The 19,706-nt window shown below is 59.5% G+C and carries 16 protein-coding genes; 3 read left to right on the top strand and 13 right to left on the bottom strand.

The features are described 5' to 3' along the window. Positions 1-197 precede the first annotated feature (197 nt). The 7 genes from E5334_RS02740 to E5334_RS02710 all read right to left on the bottom strand — a co-directional run bounded on the left by E5334_RS02740 (position 198) and on the right by E5334_RS02710 (position 8,925). A complete protein-coding gene (locus E5334_RS02740) occupies positions 198-1,874 on the bottom strand; it encodes a S1C family serine protease (protein WP_275438888.1) in 1,677 nt (558 codons plus the stop codon). Positions 1,875-2,121: 247 nt separating this feature from the next. After that, positions 2,122-2,742, bottom strand: a complete 621-nt coding sequence (locus tag E5334_RS02735) for a winged helix-turn-helix domain-containing protein (protein ID WP_136012153.1) — start codon at positions 2,740-2,742, stop codon at positions 2,122-2,124. A 297-nt stretch (positions 2,743-3,039) separates the two neighbouring features. Then, on the bottom strand, positions 3,040-3,900 hold the full coding sequence (locus E5334_RS02730; protein WP_275438887.1) for an amino acid ABC transporter ATP-binding protein: 861 nt from the start codon (positions 3,898-3,900) through the stop codon (positions 3,040-3,042). Further along, positions 3,890-5,419, bottom strand: coding sequence for an amino acid ABC transporter permease (locus tag E5334_RS02725; protein ID WP_265591485.1), 1,530 nt, complete (start codon positions 5,417-5,419; stop codon positions 3,890-3,892). Before E5334_RS02725 ends, E5334_RS02730 begins: the two co-directional genes overlap by 11 nt. Positions 5,420-5,801: 382 nt before the next feature. Beyond that, a complete protein-coding gene (locus E5334_RS02720; protein ID WP_136012055.1) occupies positions 5,802-6,590 on the bottom strand; it encodes an ABC transporter substrate-binding protein in 789 nt (262 codons plus the stop codon). Positions 6,591-7,166: 576 nt separating this feature from the next. Beyond that, the gene (locus E5334_RS02715) at positions 7,167-8,504 is read right to left on the bottom strand and encodes a glutamine synthetase family protein (RefSeq protein ID WP_136012054.1); all 1,338 of its coding nucleotides are present in this window, start codon (positions 8,502-8,504) and stop codon (positions 7,167-7,169) included. Between the two features lie 151 nt (positions 8,505-8,655). Beyond that, positions 8,656-8,925 (bottom strand): hypothetical protein, encoded by a 270-nt coding sequence (locus E5334_RS02710; RefSeq protein ID WP_136012053.1) that lies wholly within the window; start codon positions 8,923-8,925, stop codon positions 8,656-8,658. A 165-nt stretch (positions 8,926-9,090) separates the two neighbouring features. Between E5334_RS02710 and gpmA the strand changes: the two genes are divergently transcribed. Next, positions 9,091-9,849 (top strand): 2,3-diphosphoglycerate-dependent phosphoglycerate mutase, encoded by a 759-nt coding sequence (gpmA, locus tag E5334_RS02705; protein WP_136012052.1) that lies wholly within the window; start codon positions 9,091-9,093, stop codon positions 9,847-9,849. 120 nt (positions 9,850-9,969) lie between these two features. On the opposite strand, the gene E5334_RS02700 is transcribed toward gpmA, so the two are convergent. The 3 genes from E5334_RS02700 to E5334_RS02690 all read right to left on the bottom strand — a co-directional run bounded on the left by E5334_RS02700 (position 9,970) and on the right by E5334_RS02690 (position 12,613). Continuing rightward, positions 9,970-11,421 (bottom strand): alpha-amylase, encoded by a 1,452-nt coding sequence (locus E5334_RS02700; protein WP_136012051.1) that lies wholly within the window; start codon positions 11,419-11,421, stop codon positions 9,970-9,972. Positions 11,422-11,530: 109 nt separating this feature from the next. Beyond that, positions 11,531-12,271 carry a GNAT family N-acetyltransferase gene (locus tag E5334_RS02695; RefSeq protein ID WP_136012050.1) on the bottom strand — a complete coding sequence of 247 codons (741 nt, stop codon included), beginning with the start codon at positions 12,269-12,271 and terminating at the stop codon, positions 11,531-11,533. Between the two features lie 81 nt (positions 12,272-12,352). Beyond that, positions 12,353-12,613: a hypothetical protein gene (locus E5334_RS02690; protein WP_136012049.1), complete on the bottom strand. Its 261-nt coding sequence runs from the start codon at positions 12,611-12,613 to the stop codon at positions 12,353-12,355. 194 nt (positions 12,614-12,807) lie between these two features. Between E5334_RS02690 and E5334_RS02685 the strand changes: the two genes are divergently transcribed. Continuing rightward, on the top strand, positions 12,808-13,137 hold the full coding sequence (locus E5334_RS02685) for a cupin domain-containing protein (protein WP_136012048.1): 330 nt from the start codon (positions 12,808-12,810) through the stop codon (positions 13,135-13,137). 149 nt (positions 13,138-13,286) lie between these two features. On the opposite strand, the gene E5334_RS02680 is transcribed toward E5334_RS02685, so the two are convergent. Beyond that, complete coding sequence (locus E5334_RS02680; protein ID WP_136012047.1) at positions 13,287-14,429, bottom strand: aminotransferase; 1,143 nt, start codon at positions 14,427-14,429, stop codon at positions 13,287-13,289. Positions 14,430-14,522: 93 nt separating this feature from the next. Beyond that, on the bottom strand, positions 14,523-15,542 hold the full coding sequence (locus tag E5334_RS02675) for an ornithine cyclodeaminase family protein (protein WP_136012046.1): 1,020 nt from the start codon (positions 15,540-15,542) through the stop codon (positions 14,523-14,525). 191 nt (positions 15,543-15,733) lie between these two features. Here E5334_RS02675 and E5334_RS02670 point away from each other — a divergent pair, with 191 nt between their 5' ends. Then, positions 15,734-16,930, top strand: a complete 1,197-nt coding sequence (locus E5334_RS02670) for a PucR family transcriptional regulator (RefSeq protein ID WP_136012045.1) — start codon at positions 15,734-15,736, stop codon at positions 16,928-16,930. A 131-nt stretch (positions 16,931-17,061) separates the two neighbouring features. Here the strand turns inward: E5334_RS02670 and feoB are convergent, their stop codons facing one another. Next, positions 17,062-19,695, bottom strand: a complete 2,634-nt coding sequence (gene feoB / locus E5334_RS02665) for a ferrous iron transporter B (protein ID WP_136012044.1) — start codon at positions 19,693-19,695, stop codon at positions 17,062-17,064. Positions 19,696-19,706: the final 11 nt, after the last annotated feature.

The following is a 19,706-nucleotide window of genomic DNA, read 5'->3' as shown; positions in this document are numbered from 1 at the left end:
TTTGGCTTCCTTTCATGGAGGCATTTCTGGACACGAAGCCAAGGCGCCACATCCCCCTGGCGGCAATGACCAGGGTTTCTCGGCAGGAAAAACCACCCGACCCTCCCTGGGCCTGCAAGGGCCAAGGAAGCATCGGGCGGCAAAAGGGGGAGCAAAGGAGAAGAGTGCAGCCGAGAAACCCGCCCTCCTTCATGGAGTTAACGAGTGCGGTTGGGAAGCGCCTGGGTGTCTTCGTCGCTGTCGCCCTGCTCATAGGCAGACTGGCGGCGCTGGGCCTGGGAGGCCTGAGCCTCGGCATCGGAGCCCAAGGTGACGTCGACGGTGGACTCGGTGGAGCCGCGATAGTAGGTAAGGGTGACTTTGTCGCCCACCTCCTTGCTGCGGACGGCCAGGATAAGGTTGTCGCCCGAGGTCACGGCCTCGCCATCGATAGCAGTGATGATGTCGCCCTCCTGGAGGCCTGCCTGAGCGGCGGGCATGCCCTGCACCACGGAGTCAACGTAAGCGCCCTGCTTTACTGCCAGGTGCGCCTGAGCGGCCACCTGCGGAGTGACGGTGCGCACGTTGGCGCCCAGGTAGGCGTGCTCGACGGGCTTGCCGGCAATAATGGCGTCTGCTGCCTTCTTGACGTAGTTGGAGGGGATGGCGAATCCTACGCCCGAGCTGGAGCCAGAAGCGCTCTGAATGATGGAGTTGATGCCGATGAGCTGGCCTTGAGCGTTCACCAGGGCGCCGCCGGAGTTGCCGGGGTTGATGGCGGCATCGGTCTGCACCAGGTTGGTGTAGATGGTGTTGCCGGCAGAGCCTTCCATGATGGTGGAGCGGTAGAGCGAGCTCACAATGCCGGTGGACACCGACTGGTCAAGGCCAAAGGGGCTGCCCAGGCTCATGACCCACTGGCCCACCACCAGCTTGGAGGAGTCGGCGATCTCCATGGGGGTGACAGGGTCGCCATTGAGGTCCACATGCACCACGGCCAAGTCGCTGGAAGGGTCAGAACCCACCACGGTGCCCTCATAGCTCTTGCCATTGAGGTTTACCACCAGCGACTGGGCGTCTTCTACTACGTGGTAGTTGGTGAGGATGTTGCCCTGGGTGTCATAGACCACGCCGCTGCCCACACCTTCGCCCTGGGAAGTAGTCACATTGATGGAAGCGACCGAGGGCAGGCACTTGGCTGCCACCACCTCGGCGGTAGAGGCGTTCTCTTGGTTGGCGGAGATGTTTACCGTAGGACCAGCCTGGGAAGGAGAGGTGGTCTGAGAGGCGGCGGGCACCAAGCGGGTCACGCCAAACCAAAGGCCGGCGACGAGCAAAGCGCCCAACAGGCCGCCCAAAAGACCAGGCAGAAAGCCCGAGCGCTTTTTGGGAGCCGGCTGAGGCGCAGGCTCGCCCGCAAAGTCTTGGGGGCTGCCAGGATTCTGTGGCGGCTCCACCGGAGGCACCGGCGGCACTGGAGCCTGAGGCTGGCGCTGCGTAAGGCTGGGGCTTATGGGCGGCAGCTGCGTAGTGGAAACCTGCGGCTGGCGCTGGGTGCCCGCCAGGCCCGCAGGGGGTTGCGGCCTCTCGTGGCGAGGGGTGGGCTCAAGCAGCGAATCGGTCTCTGCCCCGTGACCCAAATGGAGCGCAGGCTCAGGAGATGCCGGGTGCGAAGGCCGCGCCTCAGTAGGCTGTGCGGCTACGGGCTGCGGCGCGTAGGGGTCCTGCACAGGGGGCACAGGCGCCTCTGGCGCTTCTGGCTGAGATGCGGAAGGCTCTGGCACAGGCATAGCAAACTGGACGGCTGCATACTCAGCATCCGAGACCTCAGACTCGGACGTGGGATTTTGAGAAGGATCTTCTGGGTGCAGGGAATTTTGATCTTCAGGGGCCATGGGCAAACCTTTCCTCTGCGTTGACGGGTGTAAGGAATGTACCCCATTTACCGTCGGCTTTCAGCTAAGCCATTTCTTCGTAAGAATTGGTAAGAATTGCAAATGACTGAGGGATTCCTGCAGGCACCAAGCCATAAAGAAGGGGTTTCTCGGCCAGGTAGAGGCCAAGAAACCCTTGATGATCCTGAGCTTATACGTCGAGACGGGGCGTTACTTGCCGAGAAACCCGCCCTTCCTACCTGGGCTCTTAGAGCTTGAAGAGATAGCCCACGCCGCGCACGGTGACGATATGGGAGGCTACCTGGGGGCCCACTTTGGAGCGCACGCGACGGATGTGCACGTCCACCGTACGGGTGCCGCCGCAGTACTCGAAGCCCCAGACGCGGTGGAGCAGCGCCTCGCGGGAGTAGGCGCGTGAAGGGTGCGTGGCCAAGAAGGACAGCAGCGAGTACTCCATGAGAGTGAGGTCGACGGGGTTGCCATCGATGGTCACCTGATAGGTGGCCAGGTTGATGGTCATGTTGTCGATGGTCACAAAGTCTGAGGGCACCGTCTCTTCGCCCGGCCAGAGGAGCTGGGACATACGCACCTCGAACTCCACCTCGGACGCGCCAGGCAGGATGAAGTCGCTGCGGCCCTGCACGGGCATGCGAAGGTTGAGTAGCATATCCTCGTCTACCACCAGCAGACGGGGAATGCCGGAGTTACCCACTACATAGGCGTTGACGCGGGTTTGCACTTCTGGAGTGACGCCCGAGAGATCGAAGACTACCAGGTCGAACTCATGACCCGAAGTCACTGCCTGATCAAAGGTGTCAGGAGTGGACAGCAGGATAGAGATGTCTAAAGAATGAGAAAGTTCGCGCATGCGCTCATGCAGACGGGTGGTTCTGGACACGAGCAAGACGTTTTTGTGGTGCTGCAAGCCGGCCTCCTTCAAGAGCCGGCAAAGCAGGCTCTGGGCACTTGAGGTCTATGGGCCGCGTTGGGTAAGCCGGCATGACCGCTTACCGATTAGTGCAGCCCTTTGTTGGCACAATATGTCAGCTAGTTTACCACAGGATTTCCTCAGGAATCCCACAGCTTGGGAGAAGCTGAAAAGATAATGACGCTATCCCAGGTCACACGCCTAAATTGACACCTTTGTGAGTATAGTCCCTGTTTTTTAGACCTCAGTGATATTTCCTAGGAACGCCGCAGTACGTTCATTTTTGGGATGGTCAAAGACCTCGTTTGGCAAGCCCTCCTCAACCACCACGCCGTCCTCCATGAAGACCACGCGGTCGGCCACATCGCGGGCAAAACCCATCTCGTGGGTCACCACGATCATGGTCATGCCCGAGTTCTCAGCCAGATCGCGCATGACGTCCAGCACGCCGCGCACCAGCTCGGGATCGAGAGCGCTGGTGGGCTCGTCAAAGAGCAGCACCTCTGGATGCATGGCCACCGCACGGGCAATGGCCACACGCTGCTGCTGGCCGCCGGAGAGCTGCGCCGGCATGTAGTCTGCGCGATCGGCCAGCCCTACCGCGGCCAGCTGCGCGAGAGCTTCCTTCTCGGCTTCTTCTTTAGCGCGCCCCAGCACCTTGGTCTGGCCGATCATGACGTTCTCCTTGGCCGACAGATGGGGGAACAGGTTGAAGTTCTGAAACACCATCCCCAGGTGCCTGCGCAGGTCGCACAAGTCCTTCTTGTGGGCAGCCGTGATGGCCTGGTCCTTGAAGAGGATGTGTCCGGCGGTAGGCGTTTCCAGGCGATTGATGCAGCGCAGCATGGTGGACTTTCCCGATCCGGAGGGGCCGAGAACCACCACCACCTCACCCGGCCAGACGTTGAGGTTCACGTCTCTTAGCACCACATTGTCGTCGAAGGCTTTGTTGAGGTGCTCGATGCGCACCATGGGATGCTCGCCCTCCACAAAGTGGTGAGTGGTGAGGTTCTTGTCGTGCTCATAGGCCAGCTTGGCGGCCACATCGCCATCGAGGGCTGGGGCGACCTCGGGTACGGCGGTCTTTTTAGACTTCATGGCTCTCCCCCTTCGAAGAAGCAGCGCCAAAGGGAACGGTTCCAAAGACGGATGAGGCCAGAAGGCGCCAGGCAGGGACCTCCTCTGCCGCAGGGGCGGCGACGGCTACTTGGCAGGCGTCCTCCACCATTGGCATCCCCGCGAGCACCAACGCCTTGTCTTGGGGCGTAGCGGCGCATTGGGCAGTGCCAGGCACTACCTCGGCATCGCGGTCTTCTACGCCGGTTGCCTTAGGGGCGCCGGCCTTGGGGCGCGGGCCGCCGCCAGACTCGGAGCGGGCCAAGCGAGCCTCCACCTTGGACACGATGCGAATGAGGGGCAGTGTGACAATGAGGTAGTAAATGGCCGCGGCGATGTAAGGAGTGATGTTGCCCGTCACCGTGGTGAGGTTCTTGGAGAACATCATGAGCTCCATGACGCCTACCGAGGAAAGCAGCGAGGTGTCTTTGTAGCCAGTGATAAAGTCGCTGGTCACGGTAGGCAGCACGCGACGGACGGTTTGGGGCAGGATGACACAGGTCATGGTTTGCATGTAGTTCATGCCCAAAGACTCTGCTGCCTCATATTGGCCGCGGGGGATGGACTCTATGCCGGCGCGGAAAATCTCTGCCAGGTAGGCCGAGGAGTTCACCGCCATCACAATGACGCCCAACACATTGTTGTCGATGTTGATGCCCAGCATGGGCAGGCCAAAGAACATGATGTAGATCTGCAAGAACAGCGGGGTGCCACGCAAGATGTTGATGTAGGTCACCGCGATGGCGCGCACTCCGCGATGCTTGGCCATCTTCATGAAGGCGAAGACGAGGCCCAGCAAGATGGCAAAGGGATACGCGATGACCACGATGGCCAAGCACACCAGCCAGCCCGGGAAGAGTGAGGCAAAAGAAGTGAGCAACAGCTGAGGTTTAAAGAACATGCCCAAGAACTGATTGGAGTTCCAGGCAGCCACCCAAGGCTGCTCGTCCAGCCACATCACCGCTGCCTGAAGCGGAGTGTTGGCGATGATGGCGATGGCCGGAGAAGGGGTGAGATCTTCCTCTTGGCCGTTGACGGTGGCCGTACCGGTCACCTGCACATCGCCGCCCTCAGGAGGAAACTTCATATTGGTGACCTCGATGCGCAGCAGGTCGCCGCCTACGGCATCCTCAGAGAAGGCCACTTGCAAGGCAGTGCCTTGGACCGCCACTTGGGCATCCACGGGTTTGCGCTTGAGCCCGTCAAGCACGGTCACGCGGGTGCTGGATCCGTCGAAGGAGCCGTCTTGGGGCAGCTTGAGGGTCACACCCGAGATGGTCTCGCCCTCGTCCACCGTGGCTTCCCAGGTGAGACGGGTATCGATGCCGCCAATGACCCCTGATCCGCCGTCCTCATTAGGCGAGGCAGTGGCCTTGTTCACAGTGAGGGCCTGAGCGCTGGTAGGGACAAGAATGCCCAGCGTGCCCAGAGCGACCATCAGGGCTACTACCAGACACATCAGCCGGCTTTGGAACCCCAAGCCGCTCCTTGTGTGGTTCATGATGTTCCCTTCTATCAACCACAAAAGGGTGCCTTGCGTGCGGCACCCTTTTGACGTGCGCATAAAGTAGGGCGTCGTCAGAATATGGGGATGATACTAACACCCCTGCACCCATTTGCTTCAAAAAAGTGCCTTCCCCACGGGCCTGAAACCAAATATTTATGCATCTTCTGAGTGTTATTCAGGTTTGTTTTGCATATTTTTCCAGCTCCGACGCACAAAGGGATACCGAGGAGCCTGGCATAAGGTGGCTGCTCTTATCGGCAAACGGTAGGTAAGAAAACCCTTGCAAGATCGCCAGAATGTATCAAACGCAAAAGCCGAGCTGCCTTAAAAGAGCAGCTCGGCTATGGGATAGGGAGCGAGATAGAGGCGGCAGAGGCTAGTCGAGGACCGACCCGAACCACTTGGTTTCGAGAGAATCGATATAGCCCTCGCTCTCCAGGTCTTGCATCACCTGGTCGATGTCGTCGCGCAAGGTGGCGGAGCCCTCGGGATAGACAAAGCAGTATTGGCCGGCGTTGTGCACATGGTTGGCAACCATGAGGTTGGAGTAGGTGCCGCTCAACAGGTACGAGGCGGTGACGTCGTCGTAGACAGCGGCGGAATAGGTGCCCTCGGTGACGCCCACCAGGCCCTCATCGGCGGTTTTTACCTGGGCGATCTGGGCCTTGGGCAGGCGGTTGCGCACCCAGTTTTCGCTGGCAGACTCAGCATCTACCGCGATGGTGACCGAAGGGTCGTTGTAATCGTCCAGGTCTGTGCGCTCAGCATCGCGCGCAATGATAAGGTCGCGGCCCACCGCCATGTAGGGGCGGCCGATGATGACGCCGTCGGAGACCGTGCCCACATCTGATACCACAATGGCCGAGGCGCCCATGTCCGCCTTGTGCTCATTGAGCGCCGCTGGGATGTCTTTAACCGAGGTGTCTTCGATGTACTTCACCTTGAGTCCCAAGCGATCGGCCACCGTCTGCAAAAGCTCGTACTCAAAGCCGCGAGGGGCTCCCGAGTTGTCGTAGAAATTCATAGGCGGAGAGGCGAAGTCGCAGGCCACAGTCAGCGTTCCAGGATTCACTAGCCCGTAGACCGTTTGGGCCTCCCTCATGCTGCGAGGCTTGCAGCCCGCAATAGCCGCACCGCACATAAGGGCTACAGCCACACCAATCACAATCAGATTTCTGAACGTGCGTTGGGACGTTCTGGTGGACAATCTAGCACTCCCCCTTGGAGCAAAAGCTGACCTAACAAGCCTATGAAGTTGTGAGGTGATCGTCGCTGCCAGCGCATGGTGACTTCTATATTCCTAGATATATAGTGGGAGTTTGTTTCTAATTTCTTTATCTTGTTTGGTCTATTGTACTCCCCAAATTAGAAATATCCTGTTGCATATTCTTCAGGCTTTTTTGGGCAATTATTCAGGTTGTTTTTATATTGTGTTTCAGCCTGCTGAGTTTCCCAGTCAAAGCGCGCCATAGGCTACTGGGTACCTATCAACATCTAGACCAACTGGCCTATTACTTTTTCTTGTTTCCTTTGCCGAGAAACCCTGCCGTCGCTTCAAGTGGCATATTTCACGCCTGAAGTCTCCTGCACCTACGCGCACGCAGGGCCGCAGACCTTTCCTTGCCGGCCTAGAGCAGATTTGTACCTAAAGGTCTTCAAGAGCGTCAAAAAGCCCTCGTGCAGCGACACTGCGCGAGGGCTTTACCAGGCAATCTATAAAGCGCTTGCGAGGCGCTGCCGCTTAATAGCCGCCGTAATACTTCTTGATCTCCCAATCGGTGACAGAAGCGTTGTAGGAATCCCACTCGCGGCTCTTCTCGGCCACCAAGAAGTCGAAGGTGCGGTCGCCCAGCATCTCGCGCATGAGCGTGGAGTGGCGGAAGCTCTCGATGGCCTCTCCCAGGTTGCGGGGCAGGCGCTCGAAGCCGGCAGCTGCCAGCTCTGCCGGCGAGGAGCCCAGGTCTGCCGTGTACTCAGGCGGAAGCTCCAGCCCTTCCTCGATACCCTTGAGGCCTGCCAGCACGCTGGCGGCGATGGCATGGTAAGGGTTGGCCGAAGGATCGGGCACGCGCAGCTCCAGGCGGGTGGACTGATGCTTGCCCGGCTTGTGCATGGGCACGCGCACCAAGGCGTTGCGATTGCGACGGCCCCAGGTGGCAAAGGTGGGCGCTTCTCCGCCAGGCACCAGGCGCTTGTAGGAGTTCACCGTGGGGTTGGTGAGCAGCATGTACTCAGGGGCGTACTTTATGAGGCCCGCGATGTAGCAGTGGGCGATGTCGCTCAGGTGATAGAGGGTGTCGGTGGCGCCCCAGAAGACGTTCTCGCCATCGGAGTCGAAGAGCGACTCCTGCAAGAACATGCCGGATCCGGGACGGCCCTGCAGAGGCTTGGGCATGAAGGAGGCATAGAAGCCGTAGTTTTGAGCCACCTGCTTGATGGCGAAGCGGGCAGTCATGATGTTGTCTGCGGCGGTGACGGCCTCGGAATAGCGCAAGGACAGCCCGTTTTGGGAGGGCCCCATGGCGTGATAGGAGTACTCCACCGGGATAGAGAGGCGCTCCAGCGACAGCACCGTGTCGCGACGCAGCTCGCGGGAGGAGTTGGTGGGGGCATAGTCAAAGTAGCCGGCATTGTCCAACGGCACGGGCACCGCGCCGGTCTCCGAGTAGATAAACTCCAGCTCAGGCCCAATATTGGGAACAAAGCCGCGGTCGTTTGCCAGGCGGAAGACCCGCATGAGGCAGGCGCGCGGATCGCCCTCGAACGACTGGCGGTCCGGAGTCAGAATGTCGCAGAAGATGCGCGCCACCGCATTGGTGGAGGGGCGCCAGGGCAAGAACTGGAACGTGGAGGCATCTGGGAAAGCCAGCATGTCGGACTCAAGGATGCTGGAAAAGCCATCTACCGAAGACCCGTCGAATCCAATGCCCTCCTCGAAGGCCTCCTCCAGATCCTCTGGCGAGATAGCGAAAGCCTTGATGTTACCCAGCACGTCGGTAAACCATAGGCGCACAAAACGCACGTCGCGCTCTTCTACCGTTCGAAGTACGTAATCGATATCCTTGCTGCTATTACTCATGTCCACCTCGTTTGTGCGAAGGGAATACGTCCATAGTTAGCTCAACCTTCGCACAGACGTGTTTCGCCGCTGTTTCGCCTCTGGCTTCCGATGGCCAGGCGGTAGCCAAAAATATAGGAGCAAGCCAGAGCTCTCCTGTGCCGAGAAACCCTTACCCCTCGTGCTTGGAGCAGCAGGAGGGCACGTCGGATTTTTGTGGGGCGCACGCCGCGGCCTTCGCCACCGACTCATCGATGGAACGGAGGGTTTTCTCGGTAGCGATGCAGCAGGCAGGCGCGCCGTCACCCGAACAAGAAAGCGTGGCGCAGCCTTTTGACGAGGGGCATCCGGAGCACTGGCCGGAAAGCGTGGCGCGCAGATGGGCGCGGATCACGAAGACGACGGCCACGACAACTAAAGAAATTATGATGGCGTCAATCATAGGGGGACTCCTTGGGTAGATAGGGAGTCAATGGAGCTTAACGCGATGCGGCTTCATTGACGGAGATCGGGTAGGATGTGGGCAGCAATTAAGTTACCCATGGTTTACTTATTTCCATACTAGAGAGACCCATACCTCTCCGCAAGCCCCAAGAAAGGAATCTCCATGACCCCAGAAACCATGCAGTTGGTGCTCATCAGGCACGGCGAGAGCCAGTGGAACAAGGCCAATCTGTTTACCGGCTGGTCTGACGTCGACCTTACCGAGAAGGGCCGCAACGAAGCCTACAACGGCGGCGTAGCCCTGAAAGACGCCGGCTACGACTTTGATATTTGCTACACCAGCTACCTCAAGCGCGCCATTCACACCCTCAACCTGGTGCTGGATGCCTTGGATCGCGACTGGCTGCCGGTGGAAAAGACCTGGAAGCTCAACGAGCGCCACTACGGCGCGCTTCAGGGCCTCAACAAGGCCGATACCGCCGCCAAGTATGGCGAGGAGCAGGTAAGGATCTGGCGCCGCTCCTTTGACGTGCGTCCCCCTGCGCTGGAGCCGGGCGATCCGCGCGACGCCCACAGCCAGCCGGCCTACCGCAACATCCCGGCCAACGAGATCCCCTACGCCGAGTGCCTCGAAGACACCATCGCTCGCGTATGGCCCTGGTTCCAGCAGGTGGTAGAGCCGCAAATGCGCGATGGTCAGCGTGTGCTCATCGCCGCCCACGGCAACTCGCTGCGCTCTCTGGTCATGGAGTTTGACAAGCTCACTCCCGACGAAATTTTGGAAGTCAACATTCCCACCGGCGTGCCCCTGGTGTACACCTTTGATAAAGACTTCAACGTGCTTTCCAAGGAGTACATCGGCGATCCCGAGACCATCGCCGCCAAGATCAACGCCGTCGCCAACCAGGGCAAAGCCAAGTAGCAGCGCCCATTTCGCAGCCTGATCCTGCCGAGAAGCCCATCCCCCGCTACCAGTACGATGTTGGGGAATGGGCTTTTCTTATGCGGGGCGAAAAAGCATCGTCTCTCTACAGGGATGTCGTTAGTAAAGCTCCTGCTTCAGGGTCTCGTAGTCTTCGCAGGTGATGTAGATGCCCAGGCCGTTGGGGCTGCAGGTGAAGCTGGCAGTGCCGTTTTCTGACACAGGCACCAGATGCGAAGGGTCACACACATCCACAAAGGTCTTGCCGGCCAACGTGGGCTCCACGATGTCCTTTTGCTTCCAGTCAGCGCCGGTCCAAATCACAAACACCGGATGATCGCCGCGCACCAACCAGCACATCTTTTGGTGGTCGTAATCGTTCATGTCCACCAGCTCGTCGCCCAGCAGATGAGAGCGGATCCAGATCATCTCGCGCAGGTAAGGCACCGGGTTCTTGCCATCGTGAGGGATGCCCCAAAGATCGCCATAGAACACGAAGGGAGCTTGGGCGTCTCTCAACAAAATGGTGGCATAAGCGCGAGACTTAAAGCCATCCTCCACCCAGCTTTGGAGTGATTGCCCGGGCTGCGTATCGTGGTTGTCCACAAAGGGACAGGAAAGATCGGGATCGTCTTTAGTGATAGTGTTGTCAAAAAGCTGATGCATGTCGTAGTTGGCTGGCTGCTGAGAAGCCTGCTGCAGCTTGAAGTGGAGCGGCACGTCAAAGAGCCTCATGCAGCGACCGCTGTCTGCCAGATACCCTTTAAGATCGTTGCTGTCGCCGCTCCAAAACTCCCCTACCGCAAAGATGGGATGATTGCCCACCTCCGACATCTCTTGAAGCCACGGCCCAAAGAATTTGGAATCGATGCTTTTGACGGCGTCCACGCGAAAGCCGTCAAGCCCGGCCTTCTTGGTATACCAAAGGCCCCAGGTAGTAAGCTGAGCCACCACTTCATCCATGGAAAAGTCCACGTCATCACCCATGATGAAGTCAAAGTTGCCGTCTTCTTTGCTTACGTTGTCGTTCCAGCTTTTACCTTCAAAGGAAAGGATCTCGTTTTTGCCGGTGCGATCGTCGTGATCGGTGCCGGTAAAGTCTGAGGCATCCCAGGTAAAGTCATCGTGGGCCCCATTGCGCCCGGGAAAGGTGTACTTGGTCCAGACGTCTGCCTCAAACTCGCCGCTGGTATCTTGAAGGCGATTTTGAGGGTTGCAGGCGTTTACCTGCACAGTCTCTTTTTCGTCTGCCCCCATGCGGTGGTTGAGCACGATGTCGCCGACGACCTTTAGCCCCTGATCGTGAAGCGTTTTGATAGCTGTTAAATACTGGTCCAAGGTGCCGTACTTGGTAGCCGTCGTGCCCTTTTGGTCAAACTCTCCCAAATCAAAAAGATCGTAGACGCCATAGCCCACATCGCTGGCGCCGGCTTGCCCTTTGTACGCCGGTGGCAGCCACACAAAGGTGAAACCTAGGCGCTTGAGGTCTTCTGCTTGCTCCCCCACGATATTCCAAAAATTTGCGTCATTGGGCAGGTACCACTCAAAATCTTGAAGCAACGTCTCTTTCATGGTTGTAGATCCTTAACCAACACGATGTGGGCAGATTCAGCCCCCTCTTACCCGCGTAACCTTAGGTATTTCATCTATGACCCATTAAGTTTATGTTTCGATGTTCATATCATTTAATGCACTGCACAAACCCTTGGACCATGTGTCCAAAACGCAACCCCAATACCTTTTGCAGGTGGATGGAGGCCGTGTTGTCAGGAAAGATCTGCGCCCAAGGGATCAATCCCCTCTCTAGCTGCGCGCCGATTTTCGCCGCCTCGAGCTGGCGGCCAAAGCCCCTGCCGCGATACTGCGGGAATACCTCCAGCATGCCCATGGACCCCTCATCATGAAGGCCGATAAACCCTACAAGCTCATCCCCCAGAAAGCCGCCGTCGACGGTGCCTGCCGCCAGCCTGCGAACGATCTCTTCCAACGTGAAAAACTCCGGATGCGAATAGTGGGAAAGCACCGTCTGAGCATAGTCTGGCGTGAGAGGCCGCACGCAGAGCGGCGACTTCACATGAGGGGCATGGGGCTCAAGATAGGCGCAGATAAGGTGCTCTATAAACGTGCAGCGGCCAGGGTACACCTGCTGCGCGGCCTGTTGCGCCTCTCTTCCTGTGATCGCCAAGAGTGCCGGCGGTACATATTCAGCCAGCACTTGGGCTGCCAACCTGGGGTCGGCAGCCCACAAAAAACCGCCGTCGGCACCAATGCCTCGCAGGTAGATGCAATCAGGAGCCAGGTAGACAGGCTCCCCCAGCCCACGAGCCAGCAGCTGCTGGAGAGGCACAAAGTCTACCTGCCCATCTTGAACGCGCCCGGTGAGCTCTGCGAGGGTAGAAGCAAGGTCCTGCTCTGATCGCATGGATTCTCCTATATGACTTTCAAGCCCCAACTCCCATCTCTTAAGGAGGAGCGATCGGCCACAAGGCTTAGCGAAAAGCTCCTAAAGAGGCCAGGGCATAAGGATGAGGACCGAGATGACGGCAAAGGCAATGGCCATGCCCTTTTGGCCGGCCATGGCCAAAAGCACTACAAACACGGTATCGACGATAGCGTTGCCGATAAACCAGATGCCCCAATAATCTGCCAAAGGAATGATCCCTGCATAGCTCATGATGGTGAGCGCTATCTCAGCCACCAGCCATACCCAAAAGACGATGTTGATCCACTTAGAAGCCTCGTAACGCTCCTGCCAGCTTGCCATAGCCGCTCCTTCATAGCCGTGTATTGCCGGGAGGTTTGTTCCCTCTCTGCCAACCTGCATTCCACCTCTTAATTCCTACTAAGTTGTGGGTATTTTCTCGGCAGGAGTATAAGGGCCGTAATGAGAGGTAGGAACAAGGCTGTGAACACGCGAGTCTGCGAGAGCTCGCATGAGGACATATGGAAGGATTTCTGATGGCTGGTTATAAGAATATCGAGAAGAGCACCCCGCTCAACCTGGCGCAATTGGTTGATTATCAGGACGGCCAGGTAGTCTCCAAGACGTTGGTGCAAAACGATGCGGTGTCTATGACACTGTTTGCCTTTGACAAGGGCGAGGAGATCAGCACCCATTCCAGCGGCGGCGATGCCTTGGTAACAGTGCTGGACGGCCTAGGCCGCCTTACCATCGATGGGGTTGATTACGACATTCCCGCAGGTGAATCAATTATCATGCCCGCCAATGTGCCTCATGCGGTCTATGCGCCGGAGCGCTTCAAGATGTTTTTGCAGGTGGCTTTTTAAGCGCACAGCCAGGGCGGCGTGAGTGGGGAGACTGCGCGACTTGAAGGTCGCGTCGGCCGACGCTTGGCTGCCCAAGACACCGCAGTCAAAAAAGCGGCAGCATCTTGAGGATGAGCCCTCGAGATGCTGCCGCTCCGCAGGTCTTAGAGCTACTCTTGCTCCCGCTCGACGATGCGGCAGAATTCGCTGATAGCACCAAGGCCTTCGCGAAGAGCCTCGGGATTGTCGGAATAGGCGTAACCCAAACGCATGGATCGGGGCTCTTCGAAGCAGTCGCCAGGGGTGACCAGGGCGCCTGTCTCCTGCACCATGCGGGTGCAGAACTCGTGGGAGTCCACAGGATAGTCGTAGTAGACCAGCACGGTGGTGCCTCCCTCGGGTTCCACCACCGAGAGGTGAGGCTCGGAGGCCACCCAATCCATAAGCACTTGATGGTTGGCAGTCACAATGCGGCGGCTGCGTGCCAGAATGGCGTCCTTGTGCGCCAGGGCGAAGGCGCCCAGAGCGTCGTCGATCATGCCGCACGAGATCAAATCATAGTCGCGGTGGGACAGCAGCTGCCGGCGCAGCTCGGCGTCCTTGCAGGCCACCCAACCCAAACGCAGGCCGGCCAGACTCCAGGCCTTGGACATGGACGAGGTGGCGATGGCCTTGTCGTAGAGGTCGGACACCGACTCCTGCCAGGTTCCCTGGAAGTTGAGCGGGCGATAGACCTCGTCGCACAAAAGCCACGCATCCTGAGCTCGCGCCACTTCCACAATATCCAGCAGCTCCTGGGTGGTGAGCAGCGCGCCTGTGGGATTGTTGGGGTTGTTGATGCAGATGAGCTTGGTGTTGGGGCGGCACAGCGACTGCAACTCTTCCAGGTCGACGTGGTAGCGCTTTTCTCGGTCAAGATGCAAGGCAGAGACCTCGGCTCCGCACATGGCCGGGATGGAGTAAAGCTGCTGGTAGGTGGGCATGACGGCCACCACATGATCTCCGGGGCCGCAGAGGGTCGAGAGTGCCAGCATGTTGGCGCCGGCGGCTCCATGGGTGGGCACGATGTGCTCGGGTTCTACCGTGCGGTAAAGGCTTGCGACGCCGGCGAGGAACTCCGGCGAGCCCTCGATGGCGCCGTAGGTGAGGCGACGGCCGGAGCGGCTGGCCACAAACTCCTCCAGAGACTCGTCGGCCAGTTCGAAAAGTTCTTCCAAGCTCAAGCTGTAGCAGCAGGTCTCTGCCACGTTATAGCGACATTTGGTCTCCCAGGCATTCATCCACTGCTCGACTGCGAAGTCCTTGATATGCATGGCGTTCCTCTCCCTGATTCATATTTTTACGCGCCGGTGCTGCAACGCAACGCCTGCGAGCCTCAGCCAACATGAACTGCGGCACAACGCTGCTTAGAATTCCACCCAGGTGCCCATATTGGCTTCCACCGCGCGGTCGTAGGCCACTTTGGAGGCTGCCAAATCCTGGATGGCGATGCCAGAAGTATCAAAGACAGTGATGTCCTTATCGCTCGAACGACCAGGGGCAGCGCCGGCGAGCACTTCGCCCAGCTCTGCCACGATGGCACCTGGTTTGATGGCGCCCTGTTTCACCGGCACCTCGAACTCGCCCGAAGCCACCGACTGCGCCCTGTCGTCGGCAAACAGCCGCGCTTGGGCTACCAGGTCACAGGGCAGCTCCTGCTTGCCTTCCATATCGGCGCCCACCGCAGAGATGTGCGTGCCTGGACGCACCCACTCGGCCTTGAGCACCGGAGTGGTGGCCGGGGTCACGCAGATCACCGCGTCGGCCTGTCGCACGGCGTCCTTTACGCTTGTTGCCTCCATCACAACGTCGCGCTCGATTCCCGCCTTGCCGAGAAGAGCTGCCACCTGAGCCTCGATCTCCTCAGCCCTATGGGTGCGCGGGCCATCTGCGCGGGGATCCGACAAAAGCACCGTCTTGAGCTGGGGCATCGCGGCCAATGCAGCAGCTACCTGATAGGGGCACTGATGGCCCATGCCCACCAGCGACAGCGTGGTGGAGTCCGGACGGGCCAGAGTACGGACGCCCAGAGCCCCCGCAGCTCCAGTGCGCAGGCCGGTAATGGCTGAAGCATTGAGCAGTGCCAAAGGCTCGCCAGTGCGATCGCTGGCCAAAAGCGTGGTGCCATAAATCTCAGGCAAGCTGCGCTCGGGATTGCGGGAGAACCAGGCGGTGAGCTTGAGGCCAAAGAGTCCTGCAGCCGCCAGGTCGCCGGAGCGAATGTCCATGTCGGCCTCACCGGGCTCGAAAGCCGCATAGACCATAGGCCAGGCCGCAGCAGAGCCCTGAGCTTTCTGGACGTAGGCCTCCTCGACTGCCGTGAGAGCGTCTGAGATGGTGAATACCTGGGAGATGTCTTGGGCAGAGAGCACGAGCATCTTGGCCATGAGAGATCCTTCCTTGTACAGGGTTGCAGTAGAGCGCGCCTTGGGGCGCCGCTTGCCAGGGCGCCTGAACCGTTGGCCTCATAGTGCCGACAACGCCGCTCTCCTGTCGAGAGCGTTTTTATGGCGTGAACTACAATTTGCATTGGTTGTTTTTATCGGCAAGTCTAATAATTTGGCAAAGGGATGCAGCTATGCGCTATACCGTCTCGGATTTTTTGGCTTCCCATAAGGGTCAAGTGAAGCTGGTGGCAGGCTCGGGAGGACTGGCGCGCCCCATCCATGACGTGGGCATCTTGGACTATGAGTTCATGGCAGGCCTCAAAGAGCGCTACGAGCGGGACAACTTCCATAGTGAGCAGCTGGTATTGAGCACGTTTCTCTACGCCAAAGACGATCCCTACCTCATAGTCGAGGCCATCAAGCGTTTGGTAGCCAAAGATGCCAGCGGGCTGGTGTTTAAAAACGTCTTGCATCTGCCCCTGCCAGAACAGGCTGTGCGCTATGCCAATACTCGTGACTTTCCATTGTTTGTTACCACAAGTGATCAGGCGTATTTTGACTGCATAGTCTATGAAGTGGCTTCCGCTGCGGCCGCCATGGAAGAAGCGGGATTCTCTCGCCGTGCCGTAGATGCATTGTTGATGGCTACAGACCCTTCAGAGCGCCGTCGGTTGGCCCTGACTCTTTGCCCCTCCTTTGGAGAAAGCTGCAGCGTGGTGTGGGTGGGCTGCGATGGGCCGCTGGATCCGCAAGCGCTTGCGTCCATCCAGCGCTGGTGGCATAAAGGACCAGGTGGAGGCCCTAGTTCTACCGTGATTCCCTACGATCAGGGAGCGCTGCTCGTGGCCACAGATCAAGACAGCGCGCCGGATCCCCATCGTCTGTTGGATTACTGTGCATCGATGCCAGAGCTGCCGGAGGAGCTGGCGGTGCTGGCATTGGGAGCCAGTACTATGCATAAGCATTTGAATGAGTTAGGAGAAGCCGTCCGCGAGGCCTGGGACAGCGCAGGAGCCGCCATGCTTCAAGATTCCCGCGAGACCTGCTATGAGGACCTGGGGATACTGCGAGCGCTTCTCCCGGTGGCCCAAGACGAGGCCATGGAGCAGTTCGAGCATCAAATCTTGGATCCGTTGCGCGACCACGACGCCGAGCACGGCACCTCTTTGGCCCCCACCCTTTTGAGCTGGTGGGAGCATGGCCAACACATCGCGGCCTGCGCCGTCGCCCTAGGCCAGCATCCCAACACCCTGCGCTACAGGCTCAATGCCGCCGCCCGGCTCACAGGGCTTTCCTGGCAAAACCCCTCCGATGCCCAACAGCTGGCCCTGGCCTGCGCCCTCTCTCGTTGCCGAGAACTACGCTCGCTGCGACCAGGCGCTTTTTAGTGACCCCTTATGCAAAAGGCGCTCCCAGCGGAGAGGAAGCCAGGAGCGCCTGCGCAGAGAGAACGCCAGTTTGTATATATGGCAATAAGTGACGTGACTGGGATCGCAAGGCCCGCAAGCCTCGCAGCCGTCTAGGCAGCTTCTTTGACCTCCCTCGAGGCTTCCTGCCCATACTTGGGCGTGGGGCGGAAGAGCTGGAAGAGGATAGCTGCCAAAGCTGCCAGCGCCACCACCGTCCAAACCCCAAAATGACCCAGGGCAAAGAGCTCCCAGAGCTGGTTGATGATGAGGCCTACCATCCAGCCGAAGCCACACTGATAGCCAATGGCAGCCCAGAACCATTTGGGGTCAGCCATCTGGCGCCTAATGGTGCCTATGGCGGCGAAGCAGGGGGCGTCCAGCATGTTAAAGGCCACAAAGGCCAGCATGGCGCCCAGCGAGAAGGTGCCGGCCACAGTGAACATCTGCTGGAAGGCAGCCCACAGCAGCGTGGACCCCTCGCCCACCTCCCCCAGGCCAAAGAGCACGCCAAAGGTGGACACCAGGTTCTCTTTGGCGATCAAGGCAGACAGAGAGCAGGCCGCCGCCTGCCAAGTGCCAAAGCCAAGCGGGGCAAAGATCCAGGCAATGGCCGAGCCCACGCCCGCCAACACCGAGAAGTCCATGTAGTTCTCGGGCGCATCGGCCATGGAGGGCAAGAATCCAAAGGCGCCCGAACCGCCTTCCCAGCCGGCCAGCCCAAAGTTGGACAAGAACCAAATGCCCACGCTGGCAGCGAAGATGATGGTGCCAGCCTTCTTGATGAATGCCGAGACACGCTCCCACACATGGAGGAAGTAGGCTTTGGCGGCCGGCAGGTGATAGGCCGGAAGCTCCATCACAAAGGGGGCGGGCTCTCCGGCGAAGGGCTTGGTCTTCTTGAGCATGATGGCGCTCACAATCACCGCGGTCAGGCCCAAAAAGTAGAAGAAGGGGGCGATCCACCAACCCTCAGTGCCGCCGATAAGCACGCCCATCAATAGCGCGATGATTGGGGTCTTGGCGCCGCAGGGGATCATGGTGGTGAGCATGACGGTCATGCGGCGGTCGCGGTCGTTCTCGATGGTTTTGGTGGCCAGCACGCCAGGCACGCCGCAGCCAGAGGACACCAAAAGCGGGATGAAGCTCTTGCCAGAGAGCCCAAAGCGCCTGAAGGCACGGTCCATCACAAAGGCCACGCGGCTCATGTAGCCGCAGTCTTCCAAGAAGCACAGCAGCAAGAAGAGCACGATCATCTGAGGCAAGAAGCCCAAGATGGAGCCCACGCCGCCCACGACGCCGTCAAGCACCAAAGACTTCACCAGGTCGGAAGCTCCCAAGCTGTCGAGCCACTCCCCCACCACTGTCGGGATGCCCGGCACATACCAGCCGTACTCGCCGGGGATGGGCTCTTGGGCATTGGCTGCCTCCAAAAATGCCGCCGAATCCACCGGCTCATGATAGGCCAGCGCCTGCCCGGCTTTGAGCTGGGGCTCATCGGCAGCATTGGCCAACACCACGTCGCCCTCGGTGGACAAGAAGTTGCCGTCCTCGTCATGCAGGGGCACGTCGTGAGCCACCACGCCAGCCGCCGCTGCCCGTGAGGCGAAGTCTTCCACCGCAGCGCTGCCGCCCTGCTCGATGGCTTCAGCCACACTGGCAGTGTCCACTCCGGCCTCCTCGGCGGCAGCCAGATACCCCTCGACGGCAGCGCCGTAGTCCTTCTCGGCATAGGCCTTTTGAGCCCTCTCATAGGCTGCAGCCTGGGCAGGGTTAACAAACCAACCGTCGCCAAAGAGGCCGTCGTTGGCCCAGTCGGTGCCCCAGGTGCCCACCGTGGAGACCGCCAAGAAGTACACCAGAACCATCACAGCCACAAAGATGGGCAGTCCCAGCCAGCGGTTGGTGACCACGCGGTCGATCTTTTCCGAGGTGGTGAGCGCCTGCGGCGCCTTGGTGACGCACTGGTCCATCAGGCGCTCGATCCAGGCGTAGCGGTCGTTGGTCACCAGAGACTCGGCGTCGTCGTCCAGCTGGGCCTCGACGCCTGCGCGCGCCGCATCCACCGCAGCCACAGAGGCCGCAGGCAATCCCAACGCCTCCAGCGCCTGCCGCTCTCCCTCGAAGGCCTTCACCGCATACCAGGCAAGCTGGGACTTGCGAGGCACAAAGCCAGCGATCACCTGGGAGATCTCCTGCACCGCACCAGCCACCGGCGCCGAGAAGAGATCTGCCACCGGAGGCTGGCCCTTCTCGGCAGCAGCATGCTTAGCGGCGGCCACAAGCTCGTCCAAATTGCGCCGACGCAGCGCGCTGATGGGCACCACCGGGCAGCCCAAGCGAACCGAAAGCTCCTGGACGTCTATCTTGTCGCCGGCCTTTTCCACCAGATCCACCATGTTCAGGGCCACCACGCAGGGAAGGCCGCACTCCAGGATCTGGGTGGTGAGGTAGAGGTTGCGCTCCAGGTTGGTGGCATCTACCACGTCGATGACCACCGCAGGCTCCCCGCTCAACAGATAGTCGCGGCTCACCACCTCCTCCGGGGAGTAGGGGGAGAGCGAGTAGATGCCAGGCAGGTCGCAGAGCACCACGTGCCTGTCTTCGCGCAGCGGCGCCTCCAGCTTCTCCACCGTGACGCCGGGCCAGTTGCCCACGTAACCGTTGGAGCCGGTGAGCTCGTTAAACAGGGTAGTCTTGCCGCAGTTGGGGTTTCCCGCCAGGGCAATGTTCAAAGTTGTGTCCAAGGTGTTCCCTT

The organism is Muricaecibacterium torontonense (assembly GCF_004793925.1).
GTDB lineage: Bacteria > Actinomycetota > Coriobacteriia > Coriobacteriales > Atopobiaceae > Leptogranulimonas > Leptogranulimonas caecicola.
This window is presented reverse-complemented; position numbering and strand designations above follow the sequence as displayed.